This window comes from Parahaliea maris, from assembly GCF_008064665.1.
GTDB classification, from domain to species: domain Bacteria; phylum Pseudomonadota; class Gammaproteobacteria; order Pseudomonadales; family Halieaceae; genus Parahaliea; species Parahaliea maris.
The window spans coordinates 86,461-107,276 of record NZ_VRZA01000010.1; the positions used below are offsets into that span (position 1 = coordinate 86,461).

The 20,816-nt window shown below is 63.6% G+C and carries 18 protein-coding genes; 13 read left to right on the forward strand and 5 right to left on the reverse strand.

Annotation, left to right across the window (positions count from 1 at the left end; translation table 11 throughout):
* The first annotated feature begins 11 nt into the window (after window positions 1-11).
* The 5 genes from FV139_RS19880 (at window position 12) to FV139_RS21165 (ending at window position 6,815) form a co-directional block, all read left to right on the forward strand.
* On the forward strand, window positions 12-1,205 hold the full coding sequence (locus tag FV139_RS19880; RefSeq protein WP_148070243.1) for an amino acid aminotransferase: 1,194 nt from the start codon (window positions 12-14) through the stop codon (window positions 1,203-1,205).
* A gap of 18 nt (window positions 1,206-1,223) precedes the next feature.
* Window positions 1,224-2,519, forward strand: a complete 1,296-nt coding sequence (locus FV139_RS19885; protein ID WP_148070244.1) for a DUF2254 domain-containing protein — start codon at window positions 1,224-1,226, stop codon at window positions 2,517-2,519.
* A gap of 119 nt (window positions 2,520-2,638) precedes the next feature.
* Window positions 2,639-3,085 (forward strand): FecR family protein, encoded by a 447-nt coding sequence (locus FV139_RS19890; protein ID WP_148070245.1) that lies wholly within the window; start codon window positions 2,639-2,641, stop codon window positions 3,083-3,085.
* The gene (locus tag FV139_RS19895; RefSeq protein ID WP_148070246.1) at window positions 3,085-3,678 is read left to right on the forward strand and encodes an OmpA family protein; all 594 of its coding nucleotides are present in this window, start codon (window positions 3,085-3,087) and stop codon (window positions 3,676-3,678) included. Before FV139_RS19890 ends, FV139_RS19895 begins: the two co-directional genes overlap by 1 nt.
* An 8-nt stretch (window positions 3,679-3,686) precedes the next feature.
* The gene (locus FV139_RS21165) at window positions 3,687-6,815 is read left to right on the forward strand and encodes a CHASE2 domain-containing protein (protein ID WP_148070247.1); all 3,129 of its coding nucleotides are present in this window, start codon (window positions 3,687-3,689) and stop codon (window positions 6,813-6,815) included.
* A 16-nt stretch (window positions 6,816-6,831) separates the two neighbouring features.
* Here the strand turns inward: FV139_RS21165 and FV139_RS19905 are convergent, their stop codons facing one another.
* From FV139_RS19905 to FV139_RS19915, 3 genes are all read right to left on the reverse strand, one after another.
* A complete protein-coding gene (locus tag FV139_RS19905; RefSeq protein ID WP_148070248.1) occupies window positions 6,832-8,715 on the reverse strand; it encodes an ATP-binding cassette domain-containing protein in 1,884 nt (627 codons plus the stop codon).
* A 104-nt stretch (window positions 8,716-8,819) separates the two neighbouring features.
* A complete protein-coding gene (locus tag FV139_RS19910; RefSeq protein ID WP_148070249.1) occupies window positions 8,820-9,476 on the reverse strand; it encodes a CoA transferase subunit B in 657 nt (218 codons plus the stop codon).
* Window positions 9,477-9,488: 12 nt separating this feature from the next.
* Window positions 9,489-10,190: a CoA transferase subunit A gene (locus FV139_RS19915; protein ID WP_148070250.1), complete on the reverse strand. Its 702-nt coding sequence runs from the start codon at window positions 10,188-10,190 to the stop codon at window positions 9,489-9,491.
* Between the two features lie 184 nt (window positions 10,191-10,374).
* Between FV139_RS19915 and FV139_RS19920 the strand changes: the two genes are divergently transcribed.
* Window positions 10,375-11,274 carry a LysR family transcriptional regulator gene (locus FV139_RS19920; RefSeq protein WP_235898735.1) on the forward strand — a complete coding sequence of 300 codons (900 nt, stop codon included), beginning with the start codon at window positions 10,375-10,377 and terminating at the stop codon, window positions 11,272-11,274.
* 63 nt (window positions 11,275-11,337) lie between these two features.
* Entirely contained in the window at window positions 11,338-12,381 is a 1,044-nt protein-coding gene (locus FV139_RS19925; protein ID WP_148070252.1) for a COX15/CtaA family protein, read from the forward strand.
* A 23-nt stretch (window positions 12,382-12,404) separates the two neighbouring features.
* Here FV139_RS19925 and FV139_RS19930 read toward each other — a convergent pair whose 3' ends face one another.
* Window positions 12,405-12,977 (reverse strand): helix-turn-helix domain-containing protein, encoded by a 573-nt coding sequence (locus tag FV139_RS19930; protein WP_148070253.1) that lies wholly within the window; start codon window positions 12,975-12,977, stop codon window positions 12,405-12,407.
* 110 nt (window positions 12,978-13,087) lie between these two features.
* On the opposite strand from FV139_RS19930, the gene tdh reads away from it, so the two are divergent.
* Window positions 13,088-14,116, forward strand: a complete 1,029-nt coding sequence (tdh, locus tag FV139_RS19935; protein ID WP_148070254.1) for an L-threonine 3-dehydrogenase — start codon at window positions 13,088-13,090, stop codon at window positions 14,114-14,116.
* Between the two features lie 304 nt (window positions 14,117-14,420).
* Complete coding sequence (locus FV139_RS19940; RefSeq protein ID WP_148070255.1) at window positions 14,421-15,614, forward strand: glycine C-acetyltransferase; 1,194 nt, start codon at window positions 14,421-14,423, stop codon at window positions 15,612-15,614.
* A gap of 30 nt (window positions 15,615-15,644) precedes the next feature.
* Here FV139_RS19940 and FV139_RS19945 read toward each other — a convergent pair whose 3' ends face one another.
* Window positions 15,645-15,857: a hypothetical protein gene (locus FV139_RS19945; protein WP_148070256.1), complete on the reverse strand. Its 213-nt coding sequence runs from the start codon at window positions 15,855-15,857 to the stop codon at window positions 15,645-15,647.
* A gap of 296 nt (window positions 15,858-16,153) precedes the next feature.
* On the opposite strand from FV139_RS19945, the gene FV139_RS19950 reads away from it, so the two are divergent.
* From FV139_RS19950 to FV139_RS19965, 4 genes are all read left to right on the forward strand, one after another.
* Window positions 16,154-18,283, forward strand: coding sequence for a type I secretion system permease/ATPase (locus tag FV139_RS19950; protein WP_148070257.1), 2,130 nt, complete (start codon window positions 16,154-16,156; stop codon window positions 18,281-18,283).
* Window positions 18,280-19,698: an HlyD family type I secretion periplasmic adaptor subunit gene (locus tag FV139_RS19955; protein WP_235898736.1), complete on the forward strand. Its 1,419-nt coding sequence runs from the start codon at window positions 18,280-18,282 to the stop codon at window positions 19,696-19,698. The genes FV139_RS19950 and FV139_RS19955 overlap by 4 nt, the downstream gene beginning before the upstream one ends.
* Window positions 19,699-19,708: 10 nt before the next feature.
* The gene (locus FV139_RS19960; protein ID WP_148070258.1) at window positions 19,709-20,338 is read left to right on the forward strand and encodes a response regulator transcription factor; all 630 of its coding nucleotides are present in this window, start codon (window positions 19,709-19,711) and stop codon (window positions 20,336-20,338) included.
* A 131-nt stretch (window positions 20,339-20,469) separates the two neighbouring features.
* Window positions 20,470-20,816: retention module-containing protein (locus FV139_RS19965; RefSeq protein WP_148070259.1), on the forward strand; the 347-nt coding region annotated here is incomplete at its 3' end.

Here is a 20,816-nt window from a genome sequence, read left to right on the forward strand (position 1 = left end):
GGAGACTGACCATGCTGGACCAACTACCCCTGCTACCCGCCGACCCGATCCTGGGCCTGGCCGCCGCTGCCCGTGCCGACAGCAATCCCGACAAGGTCGACCTGACCGTGGGCATCTACATGGATGAGGCGGGTGTCTGCCCCGTGTTCGAGGCGGTGCAACTCGCCCAGCGTGCGCTGATCGACGAGGAGACCACCAAGGCCTATATGCCGGCCGCCGGCGACCCCGCCTTCAATACCGGTATCCAGAAGCTGGTGTTCGGGGCCGACAACCCGGCCCTGCTGGCGGGCCGAGTCAGCAGCATCCAGGCGCCCGGTGGTTGTGGTGCGCTGCGCATCGGGGCGGAGGTGATCGCCGCCGCTGCACCCGGGGCCCGTGTTTGGGTATCCGATCCCACCTGGCCGGTGCACATTCCGCTGCTGGGCAGTGTCGGCCTCAGGTTCGAGACCTACCGCTACTACGAACCTGCCTCCCACGGCGTTGACTTCGACGGCATGCTGGAAGATCTGAAGCAAGCCAAAGCCGGTGATGTGGTGCTGCTGCACGGTTGCTGCCACAACCCCTGTGGCGCCGACCTCAGCATCGAGCAGTGGGGTGTGATCGCGGACATGGCGGAGGCCCAGGGCTTCCTGCCCTTTATCGACATTGCCTATCAGGGCCTGGGCGACGGTCTGGAACAGGACGCGGCGGGTCTGCGTCTGCTGGCCTCCCGCCTGCCGGAGATGATCGTTGCCGCCTCCTGTTCCAAGAACATGGGCCTGTACCGCGAGCGCACCGGGGCCACCCTGTTCCTGTGCCGGGACAGCGCCTCGGCGGAGGCCCTGGTGAGCCAGGCCCAGGTCGCCGCGCGCCGGGTCTATTCCATGCCGCCCGCACATGGCGCCATCATCGCCGGACGCATTCTGTCCGACGCTGCCCTGCGCGCCAACTGGCAGGCGGAACTGGAGGCCATGTGCCAGCGGATCAACGGCCTGCGCAGCGAACTGCGCAGTAAACTGGAGTCGGAAACCGACCGCGACTTCGGTTTCATCGAGCGTGAAAAGGGAATGTTCTCCTTCCTCGGCCTCAGCAAGGAGCAGGCGCAAAAGCTGCGGGCGGAGCACAGTGTGTATATGCTGGACTCATCGCGAATCAACGTGGCGGGCGTCAATGCGCGCAATATCGATACCCTGGCCCGGGCTGTCGGGCAGGTGCTCCAGGGCTGACCTCCCTCTGGTGAGCCAGTGAGTCTCAGTACCCGCTGGCACTGGCTGGCGCGTCAACTGGCGCGCCAGCTCTGGCTCACTGCGCTGCTCTACGCACTGGCGGCACTGGCGTCGGTGCTACTCGCCGCCCTGATTGCACCGGTGATTCCACCGATTGCTGCGCAGTATGTGACGCCCGAGGCGGCCGATCGCGTCCTGGGTATCCTCGCTTCCAGCATGCTGGCAGTCACGACCTTTTCGCTGGCCACCATGGTCACCGCCCACGGTGCCATCACCGGCAGCACCTCCCCCCGTGCCACGACGCTGGTGCTGGACAATGAAACTACCCGTCACGCCCTGGGCGTGTTTATCGGCTCCTTCCTGTTCAGTCTGGTAGGGCTGGTGGCCCTCAACGCAGGTGTCTATGGGGAGCATGGGCATGTGTTGCTGTTTGCGTTCACGGTACTGGTGATCGCGCTGATTGTGGTTGCCCTGTTGCGCTGGATAGACCACCTGTCCCACCTGGTGCGAGTGAGTGAAACCACCGAGCGCGTGGAGGCGGCGGCCTGCGCCGCACTGCTGGAGCGGGCGCGTCACCCCGGGCTCGGTGCAAAGCCCTGTGACGATATCGCGGCGCGCATTCCCGAGGGTGCCCGCCAGGTCACCGCGGGGCAGGTGGGTTACGTGCGCCATATCGATGTTCCCGCGTTGTTGGCGCTGTCGTGCGACTGCGATGTCGACCTGTATATCACCGCGGTTCCCGGTGCGTTCGTGGATCTGTCCTCCCCCCTGGTGAAGCTGGCGGGCGCTGACAGTGACAGCCTGGAGGTGGAGCAGGTTCGAGCGGCCTTTGCCATAGGCGCCACCCGCACCTTTGACTACGACCCGCGTTTCGGCCTGATCGTACTCGCCGAGATCGCCTCGCGCGCGCTGTCCCCGGGGGTCAACGATCCGGGCACCGCCATCGATATCATTGGCCGCGGCACCCGCCTGCTGACCCGCTGGATCGAGGCGGAACCCTGGGACGCCGACATTGCCGACGGTGAGGTGAGAGTGTGGTTCCCCCGGCTCTCGGTGGATGACCTGCTGGACGACCTGTTCTCCCCCCTGTCCCGGGACGGCGCCGGATCGCTGCCGGTACAGGTGCGGCTACAGAAGGCGCTGGCTTCCCTGGCCAGGCTGGACGACCAGGCTTTGCGCGCGGCCGCCGTGCACCAGTCCCGGTGTGCCTGGGAACGCGCTCGCCACGCGCTGGCTCTGCCCTTTGAACGCGAGCAGCTGGAATCGCTGGTCTTGCCCCCTGTAGAGCGGGCTGCTGGTGATTCACCGGGCTGAGGGGCGCCGCCAGATTCAGTCCCTGGCATTGCAGCCTGCCCAGTCTGTACTAAAACCTATTAGGTGGATGCCATTGGAAGGGGCCTGCTATGGGCGCATCAGGAAGGAAGTGTGGAGTAATGGGCGGCCTGGCAGCAGTGGTGCTTGCTGTGCTGGTGATCTGGGGCCCCCGGGCGGTCGCGGCGGACGCCGCAGGCATGATCAAAACCGTCAAGGGCGATGTCACAGTCCTGCGCGAGAGCAATGAGCTGCCGGCGCAGGTCGGTATGTCGCTCTACAGTGCGGACAGTCTGCGCACCGGGCGCGACAGCTCGGTGGGCATTACCCTGGCGGACAACACCGTGCTCTCCGCCGGACCCGATTCCCTGCTGGAGCTGGAACACTTCCAGTTCGATCCCCGCACCCGGGAGGGGGCCATCGAAGCGCGCCTCGAGCGCGGTTCCCTCTCCGCCATTTCCGGTTCCATCGCCAAGACCTCTCCCGAGGCGGTGCGTTTCAGCACCTCTACGATCACCCTCGGTGTGCGCGGTACCCGCTTTATCCTCGAAGCCGGGGGGAGTGACTGATGCCCATCATCCTGCTGGTTGGACTGTTCATGCTGGTACAGGCCCTCCCCAATGACCCGGTGACCGACCGGGTGATTCTGCTGCCGGAGGCGGACGGCAGCGTCGGTGCGGTGATCGTGGAATCCGATACCGGCACCCGGGAGGTCAACCAGGCCTACCAGGTGGCGAGTGTGCGTGAGAGCGGCGGGATCTCCAGTGAGCGGACCTCTGCCACTGCCGTGGCCACCCGCTACGGCGACTTGCTGGCCGGACAGCCGAAACCCCAGACCAGTTACCTGCTGTACTTCGAGCCGGGTACCGATGAGCTGGTGCCTGCCTCCCAGGCGACCCTGGAGACGCTGAAAGCCGATGCCGCCAGCAGGCCGGCGCCGGAAATCCGGGTGATCGGGCATACCGATACCACGGCGAGCCCGCAGTACAACGATGAGTTGTCCCTGGAGCGGGCCGAGTTTGTCATCGAGACCCTGCGTGCCTTCGGTGTGCGGCCGGTAAGCTACGAGGCCACGGGGCGCGGGGAGCGTGACCTGCTGGTGCCCACGGCTGATGGCGTGCCCGAGCCGCGCAACCGGCGGGTCGAAGTGTCGATCCGGTAATTCCGCCCGTGCCTGGCAGCGGCCCTGAACAGACTCTGGCGCTTGGCCGCGAGGCGAGGCTGGTCCGCTGGGCGAGAACACTCCTGTCCACCGCCCGCGGGCGCCCGTTGTCGGCCACTGCGCTGGTACTGTTCCTGTTGCTCAGCCTGTGTTCGGAGTGGCCCGCCTCGCTCCCCGCCCAGCCCGGCTGGCTGCGAACGGTGGGTGAGAGCCTGGGTTCCCCCTTGCGTTCGCTGCAGCTCTACCAGTTCGACCACTACCAGCGTATGACCCCACGGCAAGCCCGTGGACGGCCGGTGACCATCGTTGCCATTGACGAGAAGAGCCTGAAGAGCCATGGGCAGTGGCCCTGGCCGCGCACCCAGGTGGCCAACCTGCTGGAGCAGATCAACGCCCAGGGTCCCGCCGCGATTGGCCTGGATTTCTACATGCCGGAGCCCGATCGCACCTCTCCCGGGCACCTGGCACAGCGCCTCGGCCCCGAATACCGCGAACTGGCCGCTGCCCTGGCAGAACTGCCGGACAACGAGGTGGTGCTGGCGAGCACCATGCACAGGGCGCCGGTGGTGCTGGGAGCAGCGGGGTTCGATTTCGACGCCTTTACCACAACGGCGGGAATGCGCACCGTTCCCCTGACGGTGGTGGGTCAGGATCCACTGGCGTACCTGAGGCAGTTTCCCCGGGTATTGGCCAGCCTGCCGCAGCTGCAGGCGGCAGCCAGCGGCCAGGCATTGCTGAGCATGGATGCTGCCAGTGGCGTGGTGCGCAACCTGCCGCTGGTGATGGGGCTGAACGGTCAGGCGGTGCCGGCCCTGTCCCTGGAGCTGCTGCGGGTCGCAACTGGCCAGCCCGCGATCAGCATAAACAGCGATGCCAGCGGCGTGCGGGAAGTCGCGATTGCCGACCTGACGGTGCCGACCCAGCCGGACGCCAGCCTGTGGCTGCACTACGCGCCCCTGGAGCAGGGCATGGCGCGCTATGTGTCGGCCAGCGATATCCTGGCCGGCGACGTGCCAGCGGAGGTTCTGGCTTCGCGTCTGGTTCTGGTTGGCCTGACAGGCACCGGGCTGTCGGACCGGCGCATGACGGCCCTCGGGGAAACGGTGCCCGGTATCGAAATCCAGGCGCAGTTGCTGGAATCGATGTTCGATGGTGACCTGTTGCTCAGGCCCCGCTGGGCCAAATGGCTGGAACTGGGCGTGCTGCTTTTGGCCGGGGCCACGCTGATCTGGTTCGTGCCGCGCCGGGACTCCCGGCTGGCCCGTATCATGCGGCAGCAACCTCGCTGGTGCCTGGCGATGGCCCTGGCGCTGGCGCTGGTGATGCTGGTCATCGGGTTCAGCGCGTTCCAGCGAGGTGGATTGTTGCTGGACATGATAACGCCTGCAGCCGGCTTGCTTATGACGGTGGTGCTGTTGCTTTCCAGCGCCCTGCTGGAGGGCTTTGGCGAGGCCCGACGCAATCTCGCCCGCCTGGTGGACTTTGGTATCCGCTTGGGGCGAGAACACGATCGCAACCGCCTGCTGGAACGGGTCATCGCCAGCGCTCGAGAGCTCGCAGATTGCGAACAGGCCGCAGTCTACTGGCGTGTGCCGGAAAAGGCCGGTGGGCGAGCGAGTTCCGCAACGACGCTGTGGAATGTGGCGACTCTGGGGACCCATGGCATTTTCCAGAGTCGGGCGATGATGGTGGAGATACCGGGTGTGGTACCTGAACTCAGTCGGGTGACTCTCAGCAGCGGCAGCGTGCAGATGAGCGACGGCGCCGATGCGGGCGAGCTGGGGGTGGCGACGGTGCTCTGTGTGCCGCTGCGTCCCCGCGAGGGCGAGGTGATCGGCCTGCTGGAACTGGTGAATGCACTGGACCCGGATTCCGGGGCAGTGATGCCCTTCGATCAGCGTATTACCGGATTTATCGAGGCGCTGGCTTCGCAGGCTGCGGTGGCGCTGGAGAATCTGCAGTTGCTGGACGTGCAGAAGGAAATGGTGGATTCGATGATCCAGATGGTCTCCGGCGCTATTGATGCCAAGAGTGCCTATACCGGGGGTCACTGCGCCCGGGTGCCGGAGATCGCCATCATGCTGGCGGAAGCGGCCTGCGAGGTGGAGGAGGGACCGCTGGCGTCCTTTTCCTTCGACACCGAGGAGGAGTGGCGCGAGTTCCGGGTCGGCGCCTGGTTGCACGATTGCGGCAAGGTCACCACGCCGGAGTACGTGGTCGACAAGGCCACCAAGCTGGAAACCATCAACAATCGCATCCATGAGATCCGCACCCGCTTTGAAGTATTGCTGCGGGACGCCCGTATCGACATGCTCGAGGCGGTGCTGCAGGGCGGGGACGCCGACGCCGCGCAGGCACACTTCGATAGCCGTGCAACGCAGCTACGGGAAGAGTTCGCCTTCGTTGCGGGGTGTAATCAGGGCAGCGAATTTCTCGATGAGGCTTCCCGTGAGCGTCTCCGTGAGGTCGGTCAGCGTCCGTGGCAGCGTCACTTTGATGATCGCCTGGGTCTGTCCCGGGAGGAACTGCTGCGGCGCACCGCGGAGCCGGCAGAGGCGCTGCCGGCGGCAGAGCAGTTGCTATCGGACAAACCCTTCCATCGTATCGAGCGCGCTCACACGCCTGCCCAGGACGCTCACCACGGGTTCAAAATGGCGGTGCCTGAGTACCTCTACAACCTTGGCGAATTACATAATCTGACCGTCGTGCGCGGCACCCTGACGGCGGAGGAGCGCTTCAAGATCAACGAGCATATTGTGCAGACCATCGTCATGCTGGACCGCCTGCCGTTGCCGCCGGAGCTGGGTCGTGTGCCGGAATATGCCGGTACCCATCACGAAACCCTGGCAGGGTCGGGTTATCCCCGGGCACTGACAGATGCCGAGTTGTCGATCCCGGCTCGCATCGTGGCCATTGCGGATATTTTCGAGGCACTGACGGCCGCCGACCGGCCCTACAAGGATGCCAAGCCCCTGTCGGAGTGCGTGGCGATATTGCACCGGTTCAAGCACAAGCAGCACATCGACCCGGATCTCTTCGATTTATTTCTGACCAGTGGGGTCTATCGCCAGTACGCCGAACAGTACCTGTCTCCCGACCAGATCGACGAGGTGGATATCGCGGCTTACCTGGGCTAGCCCCGGTGCGAGTGTACTAGCCGTCCAGCTCCGCCCAGCGCTCGAAGGCGGCTTCCAGGTCCGCCTGTACTTCGGTGAGTTCCTTCAGAGTGGCATCGACCTGCTCGCGTGCCTGCTCGTAAAAGCCGCTACTGGCCATTTCTGACTCCAGGGCTGCCTGGCGCTGTTCGAGCTTCTCAATAGTGGCGGGAAGGGCATCCAGTTCCCGCTGGTCCTTGTAGGACAGCTTCTGGCGGGCCTTGGCGGGAGTGGCCTGCGCTGGCGTTGCCGGCTTCTGCGCGGGTGCGGCCTGTTTTTCCTGCGGTGCCTCCAGCAAACGGCCGCCGCGGGATTCCCAGTCGCTGTAGCCGCCGGCGTGTTCGCTGACTACGCCATTGCCCTCCACCACCAGCAACCCGGTCACCACCCGGTCCATGAAATCCCGGTCGTGGCTGACCAGGATCACCGTGCCATCGAAGTCCAGGAGAATTTCCTCCAGCAGTTCGAGGGTCTCGATGTCGAGGTCGTTGGTGGGCTCGTCGAGCACCAGCAGGTTGGCGGGCTTGCTGAACAGCTGTGCCAGCACCGCACGGTTCTGTTCACCACCGGACAGGGCCTTCACGGGGGTGCGCACCCGGTCGGGGGTGAACAGGAAGTCGCCGAGGTAGGAGATGGCGTGCTTGCGCTTGCCCTTGATGTCGATGAACTCCTGCCCGCCGCAGACGTTGTCGATCAGGTTCTTCTCGGGATCGAGGGCACCGCGCAACTGGTCGGAGTAAGCGATCTCCAGTTTGCTCCCCAGTTTGACCGTGCCGCTATCGGGGGCGATTTCGCCCAGCAGCAGTTTGACCAGGGTGGATTTGCCCGCGCCGTTGGCACCGACGATGCCCACCCGGTCACCGCGCTGGATGATGGTGGAGAAGTTGCGCAGGATGGCCTTGTCGCCAAAGGCCTTGCTGACGTCCTGCAGCTCCGCCACGATTTTGCCGGAGCCGGCGGCGTCTTCCAGGGCAAAGCTGGCCTTGCCGACCCGGGCACGGCGCTGGCTGCGCTCCTCGCGCATGGCCTTCAGGGCGCGAACGCGGCCCTCGTTACGGGTGCGCCGGGCCTTGATGCCCTGGCGGATCCAGACCTCTTCCTGGGCCAGCTTTTTATCGAACAGTGCATTGGCTCGCTCTTCGGCCGCCAGCTCCGCCTCCCGGTGCTCGAGAAATCCGCGGTAGTCACCGCGCCATACAGACAGGTGACCCCGGTCGAGTTCGGCGATGCTGTTGACCACATTCTGCAGGAAGCGGCGATCGTGGGTGATCAGGATCAGGGCGCCGCGGTATTGCTGCAGCTGACCCTCGAGCCATTCGATGGCGGGAATGTCGAGGTGGTTGGTGGGCTCGTCCAGCAGCAGGATGTCGGGTTCGCAGACCAGTGCCCGGGCCAGCGCCACCCGGCGGCGCCAGCCGCCCGAGAGTTCGCGCATGGGGGTGTCGGCCGGCAGTTGCAGCTGGCTGAGGGTGGTTTCCACCCGTTGCTGCAGGTTCCAGCCATCGGCGGTCTCCAGCTGCTGCTGTACCCGGGCCAGTTCGTTCATGTCCACATCGCCGCCCTGCAGCGACAGGTGATGGTAGGCCTTGAGCAGCTCACCAGCTTCCGGCAGGCCGCCGGCGACCACATCGTAGACCGAGGCATTATCGGCGTCGGGGAGGGTTTGTTCGAGTCGGGCCAGTTTGACGCCCGGGCGCAGCCAGCGCTCCCCGGCATCCGGGGCCATTTCACCGGCCAGCAGTTTCAGCAGGGTGGTTTTGCCCATGCCGTTACGACCCAGCAGCCCCAGCTTTTCGCCGCGGGTAATGGTGAGGTCCACGTGGTCGAGAATGGTGTGGGTGCCGAACTGGAGTTGAACGGCGTCGAGTTTGAGCAGGGGCATGGGGGTGCCTGGATGGAAGTCGGGGCGCGCATTCTACGCCAGGCCCCCGGCGCGTGTCATTCCGGGGCGGTGAGGCACCCCGGGAGCCGGGATGCCTTCGGGGGTCAAACGTTCATTTCGGGAACGTTGTCGGGAATCACCAGCTCTCCCGCGGTGAGGCTCGCGATCTCTTCGACGCTCACACCCGGCGCCCTCTCACGCAGGATGAATTTGCCGTCTTCGATATCGAGCAGGGCCAGGTCGGTGAGAACCCGCTTGATGCAGCCCTTGCCGGTCAGGGGCAGGGTGCACTCCGCCAGCAGTTTGGACTCGCCGTGCTTGGAGGCGTGGGTCATGGTGACAATGATATTGTCGGCGCCGGCGACCAGGTCCATGGCACCGCCCATGCCCTTGATCAGTTTGCCCGGGATCATGTAAGAGGCAATGTTGCCCTGGCAGTCCACTTCGAACGCACCGAGAACCGTCAGGTCGACATGGCCGCCGCGGATCATGGCGAAGGATTCGGCGGAAGAGAAGATCGAGGCGCCCTTGACCATGGTCACGGTCTGTTTGCCGGCGTTGATCAGGTCGGCGTCGACTTCCTCTTCCAGCGGAAAGGGGCCCATGCCGAGGAGGCCGTTCTCCGACTGCAGCATGACCTGCATGCCATCGGGAATGTAGTTCGCGGCGAGGGTGGGTATGCCGATGCCGAGGTTGACGTAGTAACCGTCCTGGAATTCCTGCGCCACGCGCTGGGCGAGTTGTTCACGAGTCAATGCCATGGTGAATGCTCCTTATGCGCTGCGCACGGTGCGCTTTTCGATGTTCTTTTCGAAGGTGCCCTGGATCAGGCGGTTGACGTAGATACCCGGCAGGTGGATCTCATCGGGGTCCAGTTCGCCGATCTCTACAATTTCCTCCACTTCCACAACGGCGATTTTTCCTGCGGTGATCGCCATGGGGTTGAAATTGCGCGCGGTCATGCGAAACATGAGATTGCCCATGCGGTCCGCCTTCCACGCCTTGGCGATGGAAAAGTCGCCCTGGATGGCTTCTTCCAGGATGTAGTGACGGCCGTTGAATTCACGCACTTCCTTGCCTTCGCCCACCGGCGTGCCGTAGCCGGTGGCGGTGTAGAAGGCGGGGATACCGGCGCCGCCGGCACGCATCTTCTCGGCCAGCGTGCCCTGTGGCGTCAGCTCCACCTCCAGTTCGCCGCTCATCATCTGGGCTTCGAACAAAGCGTTTTCACCGACGTAGGAGGCGATCATCTTCTTGATCTGCCGGTCTTCCAGCAGGATGCCGAGGCCGTTGCCGTCGGTGCCCGCATTGTTGGAGGCGACGGTCAGGTCCCGGTTGCCCCGACGCTTGATCTCCTTGATCAGGTTTTCCGGGATGCCGCAGAGGCCGAAACCGCCGGCCACGATGGTCATGCCATCTTCCAGGCCAGCCATCGCTTCCTCGTAGCTGCCTACCACCTTGTCGAATCCAGACATGGCTGTCTCCTGTTGGGTCTGTCGAAAGTGCCTGTGAACATTGGTGTTCAAGGATTGTAGTCGGGAGGCGGGCAGCGGGCGCCGGGCCTACCAGACTGTGCATTGCGCTAGAGTGCCCGGGAAGTTTATATTTAACAAATGTAATTAAATAATCGATTAATAGATAAATTAAATGAATGTCAGTGTGAAGCAGCTCCGGGCCTTCCTGGCGCTGGCCCGTTCCGGCAGCTTCGCGGAGGCCTGCGAGGTGCTCAACCTGTCGCAACCGGCCCTCAGCATCAGTATCCGCAAACTGGAGGATGAACTGGGGGGGCAACTGTTCACCCGCTCCACCCGGTCACTGGCACTGACCCCGGAAGGCGAGGCGTTCTACCCTGCGGCACGGCGCCTGCTGTCCGACTGGGATCGCGCCCTGGACGACGTCCACAACCGCTTCGCCCTGCGCCGTGGCCAGTTCGATATTGCCGCCATGCCCACCTTCACCGCCAGCCGGCTGCCCGCAATCCTCGCGAGTTTCCACCGGGACTACCCGGATATCAACGTGACGGTGCACGACGTTGTGGCGGAGAGTGTGGTGGAGATGGTGCGCCAGGGGCGGGCGGAACTGGGGGTCAGCTTCGACCCCGGAGAGGCCCAGGACCTGACGTTCCAGCCACTGTTTCGGGACCAGTTGGTGGTGGCATTGCCACTGGGGCACGCCCTGCTGCAAAAGCGCGAGTTGCGCTGGGAAGACCTGCAGCATGTGTCCTACATTGCCTTGCAGCGCCCGTCGAGTATTCGCCAGCTGGTAGACAGCGCACTGGCGCAGCGCGACCTCTCGCTGACCCCGGCCTTCGAGGCACACCAGCTGGTCAGTATTGGCCGTATGGTGGCGGCGGGGCTCGGCGTGAGCGTGGTGCCCTCCCTGAGCGCGGCGCAAGTGGAGGAGATGGGCGCCGCTATTCGCACCATCGGTTCCCCCGCAATCACCCGTGAAGTGGGGGTGTTGACGCGGCGCCGCGCGCCGCTATCGGTGGCGGCCCAGGCGATGCTGGAGGTACTGGGCGCATCCGCCGATCCGGGGCCGATCGAAAGTCGACGGTGATGACCTGCACCCACAGCCGCTTTTGGTTATCATGCTGCCCCCGATTTCCAGCGCTGAATCTCTATGCTTCTGTCCCAACAGCAACGCCAGTATGACCGCCAGATAGCGGCCTGGTTGACCCTCTGCGCCGCCGTCGTGTTTGGCATGGTGATTCTCGGAGGTGTTACCCGCCTGACCAATTCCGGCCTGTCGATGGTCGAGTGGAAGCCCATCATGGGCGCCATACCGCCCCTGTCGGAAGAGGCCTGGCACGACACCTTTGACAAGTACAAGGCGACACCCGAATACCAGAAGATCAATCGCGGCATGGACCTGGAAGGGTTCAAGTCGATCTTCATGTTCGAGTACCTGCACCGTCTGCTGGGGCGGCTGATCGGGGTGTTGTTCTTTTTCCCCATGGTGTACTTCATGCTGCGCCAGCGGGTGCCGGCGGGTCTTCAGCCCAAGCTCTGGCTGCTGTTCCTGCTGGGTGGGGGCCAGGGGCTACTGGGTTGGTTCATGGTCAAGAGCGGCCTGGTGGACAACCCTCACGTGAGCCAGTATCGCCTGACCGCCCACATGGGGCTGGCGGTACTCATCTACGCCTACATGCTGTGGCTGATCTTCGATCTGCGCTTCGCCCGGCCAGCCCGTGGTGGGGTCATTGGCCCGCTGGGCGGCCCCGGCCTGGGCCTGGCTGTGCTGGTGTATCTGATGATTCTCTCCGGCGCCCTGGTGGCGGGTACCAAGGCCGGTTTTGCCTACAATACCTGGCCCCTGATGGGCACCGGCTTTATTCCACCCGGCCTGTATAGCGGCGTGCCCCCCTGGCTCGATGCCTTCGAGGACATTACCACCGTCCAGTTCAACCACCGTATCTTCGCCTACCTGCTGGCCCTGCTGATCCCGGCATTTGCAGCGCTCGCCTGGCGTCTCGGGCCCGGGAGCCGGGTGCGCCTGGCGGTGGTGCTACTGCTGCTGGTCCTGGTGCTGCAACTGGGGCTGGGCATCAGCACCCTGCTGCTGCACGTACCGGTGCCGCTGGCAGCGGCCCACCAGGGTGGTGCGGTGCTGTTGCTGTCGGCTGCCCTGTTCCTCGCCCACAGCCTGCGGCGCCGGGTTACCTGACGCTCTTGCACTAGCAGCCCGGTTCACTTGTAGGTCACCACCAGATACCCGGTGAGGACCGCCTCGCCCCGGTTGGCAATGCAGTGGGGCACGTCGGCCCGGTAATGGGCGGAATCCCCCGCGGCCAGCTCACACTCGGTGCTGCCGGCGCTGATTTCGGCAGATCCGCTGGCAACGGTAAACAGTTCACGGGTACCGTCAAAATGGGCTGAGCTGTCCAGGCTGGAGCCTGGCTGTATCACCACCTCATAGAACTCCATGTCTTTTTCCATGTGCAGCGGCGACAGGGTGCGTATCCGGCACTCGCCGTCGGCGCGGAACAGGTGCGCCGGGTCATCTCCGTGCACCAGCTCGATATGCCCCCCCGCACCGGGGTCGTCGACCAGTTCGCCTATACTCAGGCCGAAGGCCTGGGCGATACGGAAGGTGACTGCCAGGGTCGGGTTGGCCTGGCCGCGCTCGATCTGGCTGAGCATCGAGCGGCTGACGCCGGAAGCGGCGGCGAGCTGCTCGAGGGTGAAATTATTGCGCTGGCGCAGTTCGGTCACGCGTTCGCAAAGTACCTTGCTGGCGGGGTCGGTGGCGGGCTTGGTCATGGCGAATTCCGGTATGCGGGAAATTTGTCTTGTATGAAGGAAGTGTGGCGTCTACTATAGCGGAAATTTTCTGAGATAGTGAACGCCTGTTTGCAGGCACGGGATGAAAAATGAAAGCACTGGTGAAAAAAGAGGCGGCGCCTGGACTCTGGCTGGACGACGTGCCCGAGCCCAAAGTGGGCATTAACGACGTCCTCATCAAGGTCAAGCGCACCGCGATCTGCGGTACCGACATGCATATCTACAACTGGGACGCCTGGGCCCAGAGGACCATACCGGTGCCCATGGTTGTAGGTCACGAGTTTGTCGGTGAGATCGTCGAGGTGGGCTCCAATGTGATCGATTTCCGCCCCGGCCAGATTGTCTCGGGTGAGGGCCACGTGGTTTGCGGCCGCTGTCGTAACTGCATGGCGGGGCGTCGCCACCTGTGTGCGCACACCTCCGGGATCGGTGTCGACCGCCCCGGCGCTTTCGCCGAATACCTTGCCCTGCCCATGTCCAATGTCTGGGAGCACAGCCCCGGTATCGACCTTGACGTGGCGGCCCTGTTCGATCCCTTTGGCAATGCCGTCCATACCGCGCTGCAGTACGACCTGCTGGGTGAAGATGTGCTGATCACAGGGGCGGGCCCGATCGGAGCCATGGCGGCGGCTGTCTGCAAGCATGCGGGCGCCCGGCACATCGTGGTCACCGACCTGATCGACTCCCGGCTGGAGCGCGCCGCGGCACTGGGTGCCACCCGTACTGTGAATGTGGGGCGCGAGAGCCTGGCCGACGTGCAGCAAGAACTCGGTATGGAAGAGGGCTTTGATGTTGGCCTGGAGATGTCGGGCAATGGCAAGGCCTTTAACGACATGCTGGCCAATATGTGCCATGGCGGCAAAGTGGCGATCCTGGGCATCCCGGGTGAGCAGACCGCTATCGACTGGAATACGGTGATCTTCAACATGCTGACCCTCAAGGGTATCTACGGCCGGGAGATGTACGAGACCTGGTACAAAATGTCGGTGATGATCGACTCCGGGCTGGATATCTCACCGGTGATTACCCATCGCATGAACTTCGAAGATTTCCAGCGTGGCTTCGACGTGATGAACGCCGGCGAAGCGAGCAAAGTGATTCTCAACTGGGAAGCATAGCGCCCGCCCGCTCAACCACCGTAGGGCCGAATTCATTCGGCCGGGGGTGGAGTACCGCGTTCGGTCGAATAAATTCGACCCTACAGAAGGTAAAATGCCATGGTGTTGGAGTAATACCCATGTAGGGCCGAATTCATTCGGCCAGTACCTACAGAAGGTAAAATGCCATGGTGTTGGAGTAATACCCATGTAGGGCCGAATTTATTCGGCCAGTACCTACAGAAGGTAAAATGCCATGGTGTTGGAGTAATACCCATGTAGTGCCGAATTCATTCGGCCAGTACCAAGAAAGCAGGAATCTACTATGTACGATCAATTCCAAGAGCACCTGACCAACGAACTGGCCGGTATCCGCGACGCCGGACTGTATAAGTCAGAACGCGCGATTACCACGGCCCAGGGCGCCCACGTCGGGGTCAAGGGCGGCGCGGAGGTTCTGAACCTGTGCGCCAACAACTACCTGGGCCTGGCCCAGCATCCCGAAGTGAATGCCGCGGCGGTGCAGGGCCTGCACGACTGGGGCTACGGCATGGCGTCGGTGCGTTTCATCTGTGGCACCCAGACCCTGCACAAGGAACTGGAGGAAAAGATCAGCGCCTTCCTCGGTACCGAGGACACCATCCTCTACCCCTCCTGCTTCGACGCCAACGGTGGCCTGTTCGAAACCCTGCTGGGAGCTGAAGACGCGGTCATTTCCGATGAATTGAATCACGCCAGCATTATCGACGGTGTGCGCCTGTCCAAGGCGCAGCGCTATCGCTACAAAAACAACGACATGGCAGACCTCGAAGCCCAGTTGCAGGCTGCCGACAAGGCCGGTGCCCGTTTCAAGCTGATCACGACCGACGGCGTATTTTCCATGGACGGTTATATCGCCCGCCTGGACGAAATCTGCGACCTGGCCGAGCGTTACCAGGCCCTGGTGCACTTTGACGATTGCCATGCTACCGGCTTTGTGGGGGCCGGCGGCCGCGGAACTCATGAATTGCGCGGCTGTATGGACCGGGTGGACATCATCACCGGTACCCTCGGCAAGGCCCTGGGCGGTGCGAGCGGGGGTTACACCGCGGCGCGCACGGAGATCGTTGACCTGCTGCGCCAGCGCTCGCGCCCCTACCTGTTTTCCAACACGGTAGCGCCGCCCGTGGTGGCCGGGGCCATTCGCGCCATTGAACTGGTGAGCGAGGAGCCCGCCCTGCGCGAGCAACTGGCTCGCAACACGGCGCAGTTCCGGGAAGGGCTCGAGCGGCAGGGTTTTGAACTGCTGCCCGGCGAGCACCCTATTGTGCCCGTAATGCTGCACGATGCCGCACTGGCGGCGCGCTTTGCCGAAGCGATGCTGGAACTGGGAGTTTATGTGGTGGCGTTTTCCTACCCGGTGGTGCCGCAGGGCAAGGCCAGGATTCGCACCCAGATGTCGGCAGCGCTCAGCAGTGACGACATCGAGTTCGCCCTTGAAGCCTTTGGCCGGGCGCGCGCTGCAGTGGGTCTGAGCTAAATAGCTGAGCTGAATACTAGCGACTAGTCATCACCAGAATTTCGGGGTCTTGTCGCCTTTGCGACGGCCCTGCTTCTGGCGTCGGTCCTGTTTGCCGGGGTCAAACCTGACCTCGGTGCGGCGATCCTGGGTCTTGCGGCGGTCATCCTTGCGGCGCTCCGGCCCGGTGTACTTCTGCTCACCATTTTCCTCGATGGAATGGTGCAAGTCGTGTGACTCGAATACCGATTTTTTATCAGACATCTCGCATCTCCGGTGTTCCCTGACAGCCTAGCACCGCGCGGCGGCTTTGCCTCCCGCTAACGCGGTATTTTTCTGTATCGGTGTCCGTGGGAATTATGGAGTGTGAGGCGCCTCACAAAAAGCGATTTTCCGACTTATCCCCAAATAGCTTCCTTCCCCGAACTGTGATTAGTGGCGCATTCCCCGGATGGCATTTTAAGGGGTTCTCGCCTATTCTGGCTGCCACAATAACTCTTTCCCTTTCAGATGCTTAGCGCCAAGACTGGGTACAGGGAGAGGCAGTAGGGGCAAACGCATTGAACTCAGCAGTAAAAGACGACAGCCTGCTGCAGTGCCTGCTGGCACTGTGTCGCTACCACGGTAGTGCCTCCACAGCGGAAGCGCTCTCCGGTGGTTTGCCGCTGGTCAACGGCCGGCTGACACCCTCCCTGTTCGAGCGTGCAGCGAGTCGGGTGGGGCTGGTCAGTCGCATTGTCGAGCGCACAGTTGGCGCTATCGAAACCGAGCTGTTGCCCGCTGTTTTGTTGCTGGAAAATGACCGCGCCTGCCTGCTGCTGGAGTGGGACGCGGCCGGCGATACCGCAAAAGTCATTTACCCCGACCTCAACGAAGCGGCGGTGGACGTGCCGGGAGAGCGCCTGCGGCAGCAGGATACCGGCCGCGCCATTCTGTGCCGCCCCCGTTTTCGTTTCGACCAGCGCACGCCTGCCAGCGGCGAGAGTAGCCGCGGCCACTGGTTCTGGGACGCCATCCGCGCCAACGCGCCCATCTACCGGGACGTACTGTTGGCGGCTTTTTTCATTAACGTATTCGCCCTTGCGCTGCCGCTGTTCACCATGAACGTGTACGACCGCGTGGTGCCCAACTACGCGGTGGAAACCCTGTGGATGCTGGCGGCGGGCGTGGGCATAGTACTGATCGCCGATATTACCCTGCGCACCATGCGTGCCTACTTCCTCGACCTGGCCAGCCGGCGGGTTGATATGAAGCTCTCGGCGCAGATCATGGAGCGGGTGCTGGGGTCGCGGCTGGAGAGCAAACCGGTTTCGGTGGGCTCCTATGCCCTGAATTTGCGCTCCTTCGAGACCGTGCGGGACTTCATTACCTCGGCGTCGATCACCACCCTGATCGACGTGCCCTTCGCCCTGATTTTTCTCGGAGTGATCGCCTGGATTGCGCCGATGGTGCTGGTGCCGATTGGCCTGGGCCTGGCGGCTGTACTGGGCTATGCCCTGGCGACCCAGGGCAAGCTGCGGGAACTGACGGAAACCACCTACCGGGCGAGTGCGTTGCGCAATTCCACCCTGATCGAAAGCCTGGTCGGCCTGGACACCATCAAGGCCATGGGCGCCGAATCGCGGATGCAGCGCAAGTGGGAGGAAACCACCTCGTTCCTGGCCCATGTCGGCGTGCAACTGCGCTTGGTATCCAATTCCACGGTGAACGTGACCATGTGGAGCCAGCAGATGGTGACCATGTTCGTGATTGTCACCGGGGTGTACCTGATTTCCGCCGGTGAACTCAGTATGGGGGGGCTCATTGCCTGCACCATGCTCGGTTCCCGGGTGATGGCACCCTTTGGCCAGGTGGCAGGCCTGATTACCTCTTTCCACAACGCCCAGGTGGCGATGAAGTCCCTCAACGAGGTGATGGCCCAGCCGATGGAGCGCGCCGAGGGCGCCCAGTTCCTGTCGCGGGAGATGTTCCAGGGCGACATCGAGTTCCGCAATGTCTCCTTTGCCTACCCGGGTAGCGAGATGGAGTCACTGAGCAACGTGTCCTTCCGTATCAAGCCCGGCGAGCACGTGGCGATTCTGGGCCGGGTGGGTTCGGGTAAATCGACCCTGCAGAAACTGGCGATGGGGCTTTACCAGCCCACCGAAGGCGCGATCATGGTCGACGGCATAGACCTGCGCCAGCTGGACCCGAGTGAGTTGCGCTCGCGCGTGGGCTATGCCCCGCAGGATGTGACCCTGTTCTACGGCAGCCTGCGCGACAACCTGACCCTGTCCCACAGCAATGTCAGTGACGCCGCCCTGGTGCGCGCCGCGGAGATTGCCAACCTGGGGGATTACATCAACCGCCACCCCCAGGGTTTCGACATGCTGGTGGGGGAGCGGGGTGAATCGCTGTCCGGCGGGCAGCGCAAGTGCGTGGCCCTGGCGCGGGCGGTGATTCACGATCCGCCCATCCTGCTGATGGATGAGCCCACCGGCTCGATGGATCATTCCACCGAGGTGGCGGTCAAACGGCAATTGCAGGAGTACGTGAAAGGGCGCACCTGGGTGGTAGTTACCCACCGCAACTCCCTGCTGGAGATGGTGGACCGGATCATCGTGATCGACAACGGCAAGCTGGTGGCCGACGGCCCCCGTGACAGCGTTATCCAGGCTCTGCAGCAGGGCAAGATCGGGGCGGCCAAATGAACGACATGACTGCCAATACGACGCCGGAACAGTTACTGGAACCTGCCGACGCAGCGCCGCCGCGGCGGCGCTACCTGGCGGACTGGGTATTCGGGCGCTGGCTGAAGGACCCTGAGGACGAGCCGCGCACCTGGCAGCACGACGCCCACCGCGCCTACCTGGCCCAGCAGCCCCTGCGGGCGCGGGCGTTACTGTATTTTCTGGCGGTCACGGTGATCGCGCTGGTGGTCTGGTCGGCCCTGGCGGAGATTGACGAGGTCACCCGCGGCCAGGGCAAGGTGATTCCCTCCCGCAAGGTACAGGTGATCCAGTCCCAGGACGGTGGGGTGGTCACTGAAATCCTGGTGCGCGAGGGCGATATTGTCGAGAAGGGGCAGCTGCTGGTGCGGCTGGACCAGACCCGTTCGGAATCCAGCCTGCGCGAGAGTCAGGCGGAGCTGCAGGCCATGCTGGTCAAGGCCGCTCGCCTGCGGGCGGCGGTGCGGGGGGAGGCCTTCGAGCCCCTGGGCGAGTGGCGGCAGCAGGTGCCGGAGATTGTCGATGAGGAACTGGCCCTGTTCGAGTCGGGCAAGGCCCAGCTTGCCGTCGACAAGGAAATCGCCAGTGAACAATTGCTGCAGCGGCGGGAGGAGCTGTCCGAAGTGACCGCCCGCTCGCGCCAGCTGGGCCGCTCGCTGGAGCTGGTGCGCCAGGAAATGAGTGTGACCCGGCCCATGGTGCAGACCGGGGCAGTATCCCAGGTGGAGATTTTGCGGCTGGAGCGTGAGGTCAATCGCCTTGACGGTGAGTACGCCCAGGCCCAGGCCCAGGTGAAGCGTATCCGTTCCGCCATTACCGAGGCCGAGCGCAAGGTCACTGAGGTGGAGATCGAGTTCGCCAACGAGGCGCGGACCCAGCTCACGGAAACCCTGGCGCGGATCAACGGCCTGCGGGCGGCGGGTACCGGCCTGTCGGACCGGGTATCCCAAACCGAAGTGCGCTCGCCGGTGAAGGGCACCGTCAAGCAGCTCTACTTCAATACCATTGGCGGGGTGGTGCTGCCGGGCAAGGAAATTGTCGAGGTGGTGCCGCTGGACGACACCCTGTTGCTGGAGGTGCGTATACGGCCCAAGGACATTGCTTTCCTGGTGCCCGGGCAGGAAGCGCTGGTGAAATTTACCGCTTATGACTTCGTGGTCTATGGCGGCCTGGAAGGGGTGGTTGAGCACATCGGAGCGGACACGATCATGGACGAGGAGGGCAACCCCTTCTACGAGGTAAACGTGCGTACCGAGGAGTCCACTATCGGTGAAGACCTGCCGATCATTCCGGGTATGACGGTGGAAACCGACATCCTGACCGGCAAGAAAACCATCCTGGCCTACCTCATGAAGCCGGTGCTCAGGGCCAAGCAGTACGCGATGACAGAGCGATGACGGAGCGTTGATGGAACAACTCTTTGTGACCCCGGACGGGCAGTTGCGCCAGCGCTGGCAGCAGGCCTTTGGCGATGCGCAGTCGGTGCAGCAGGTGGCGGAGGCCGCGGCACGGTCACTCCCCGGGCAGCAGGTGCTGTGGCTCGATGGCAGCGGGCAGGATCGCGTCAGTTGCATGGCCAGGGTGCGGGAGGCCGTGGCTACAGGCAGCCGCGTGGTGCTGATGTCGCCGGTACCCACTGAAGCGGAGGCCTTTGAGGCGCTCAATCAGGGGGCGGTGGGCTACTGCCATGTGGAGGCGGCCCCCGAGCAGTTGCGCGAGATCGCCCTGGTGGTCGAGCACGGTGGGCTGTGGATGCTGCCGGAGCTGGTCCAGCGGCTGATGGGCCTGTCCCTGCGGGTCGTACCCACGCCGGCCCCGGAGCGCCCTGAACTGGACTCCCTGACCTCCCGGGAGCTGATGGTGGCCGAGCAGGTCGCCCACGGCGCCAGCAACCTCGAAATTGCCGCCGCCCTGGAGATCAGCGAGCGCACGGTAAAAGCCCACCTGTCCTCTATCTTCGAGAAACTGGGCGTTCGGGACCGGGTCCAGCTCGCCCTCGCCATGAATAATATCCCCACTTACACATCTGTGAACTGAATCACAGCCTGTCTCGACTTACTGCCCTTAAGTCCAATACCGCTTTTCTGCGGCTGACTTAGTATTGAAAGTCCCAATACTGGACTTGGTCCGCTAAAGCCGGGTATCCGGCAACAAGAAGGAACTGACTCATGGCCAATGTAGCAATAGCAAACGTGGTGGCAGTGGTAGGGAAAGCCTTTGCCCGCAACGAAGACGGCGAGCTGCGCGAGATTCGCCCGGGCGACGTGATACTTGAGGGGGAGACCGTAGTGACGCCGGATGGCGCCTACGTCGAGCTCTCCATGATGGATGGCGAGCCCTTCGTCGTTTCTGGCGTTGAGGAAATGGCCATCACCCGCGACCTCGTCGCGGCGCGGGCCGCCGGGCCGGACGAGGCCAGTGTTGAAGACGAATCCATTGACGCCCTGTTGACCGCCCTGGAAGGCGACGGCGACATCGGCGATGTGCTGGAAGCGACCGCGGCCGGGGCTGGCGG

What these genes read in the sequence shown, in the direction of transcription:
- FV139_RS19880 (WP_148070243.1), top strand. Translation starts at nt 12, where the DNA reads ATGCTGGACCAACTACCCCTGCTACCCGCCGACCCGATCCTGGGCCTG.
- FV139_RS19890 (WP_148070245.1), top strand. Translation starts at nt 2,639, where the DNA reads ATGGGCGGCCTGGCAGCAGTGGTGCTTGCTGTGCTGGTGATCTGGGGC.
- FV139_RS19895 (WP_148070246.1), top strand. Translation starts at nt 3,085, where the DNA reads ATGCCCATCATCCTGCTGGTTGGACTGTTCATGCTGGTACAGGCCCTC.
- FV139_RS19905 (WP_148070248.1), bottom strand. Translation starts at nt 8,715, where the DNA reads ATGCCCCTGCTCAAACTCGACGCCGTTCAACTCCAGTTCGGCACCCAC.
- FV139_RS19910 (WP_148070249.1), bottom strand. Translation starts at nt 9,476, where the DNA reads ATGGCATTGACTCGTGAACAACTCGCCCAGCGCGTGGCGCAGGAATTC.
- FV139_RS19915 (WP_148070250.1), bottom strand. Translation starts at nt 10,190, where the DNA reads ATGTCTGGATTCGACAAGGTGGTAGGCAGCTACGAGGAAGCGATGGCT.
- FV139_RS19925 (WP_148070252.1), top strand. Translation starts at nt 11,338, where the DNA reads ATGCTTCTGTCCCAACAGCAACGCCAGTATGACCGCCAGATAGCGGCC.
- FV139_RS19930 (WP_148070253.1), bottom strand. Translation starts at nt 12,977, where the DNA reads ATGACCAAGCCCGCCACCGACCCCGCCAGCAAGGTACTTTGCGAACGC.
- tdh (WP_148070254.1), top strand. Translation starts at nt 13,088, where the DNA reads ATGAAAGCACTGGTGAAAAAAGAGGCGGCGCCTGGACTCTGGCTGGAC.
- FV139_RS19940 (WP_148070255.1), top strand. Translation starts at nt 14,421, where the DNA reads ATGTACGATCAATTCCAAGAGCACCTGACCAACGAACTGGCCGGTATC.
- FV139_RS19945 (WP_148070256.1), bottom strand. Translation starts at nt 15,857, where the DNA reads ATGTCTGATAAAAAATCGGTATTCGAGTCACACGACTTGCACCATTCC.
- FV139_RS19955 (WP_235898736.1), top strand. Translation starts at nt 18,280, where the DNA reads ATGAACGACATGACTGCCAATACGACGCCGGAACAGTTACTGGAACCT.
- FV139_RS19960 (WP_148070258.1), top strand. Translation starts at nt 19,709, where the DNA reads ATGGAACAACTCTTTGTGACCCCGGACGGGCAGTTGCGCCAGCGCTGG.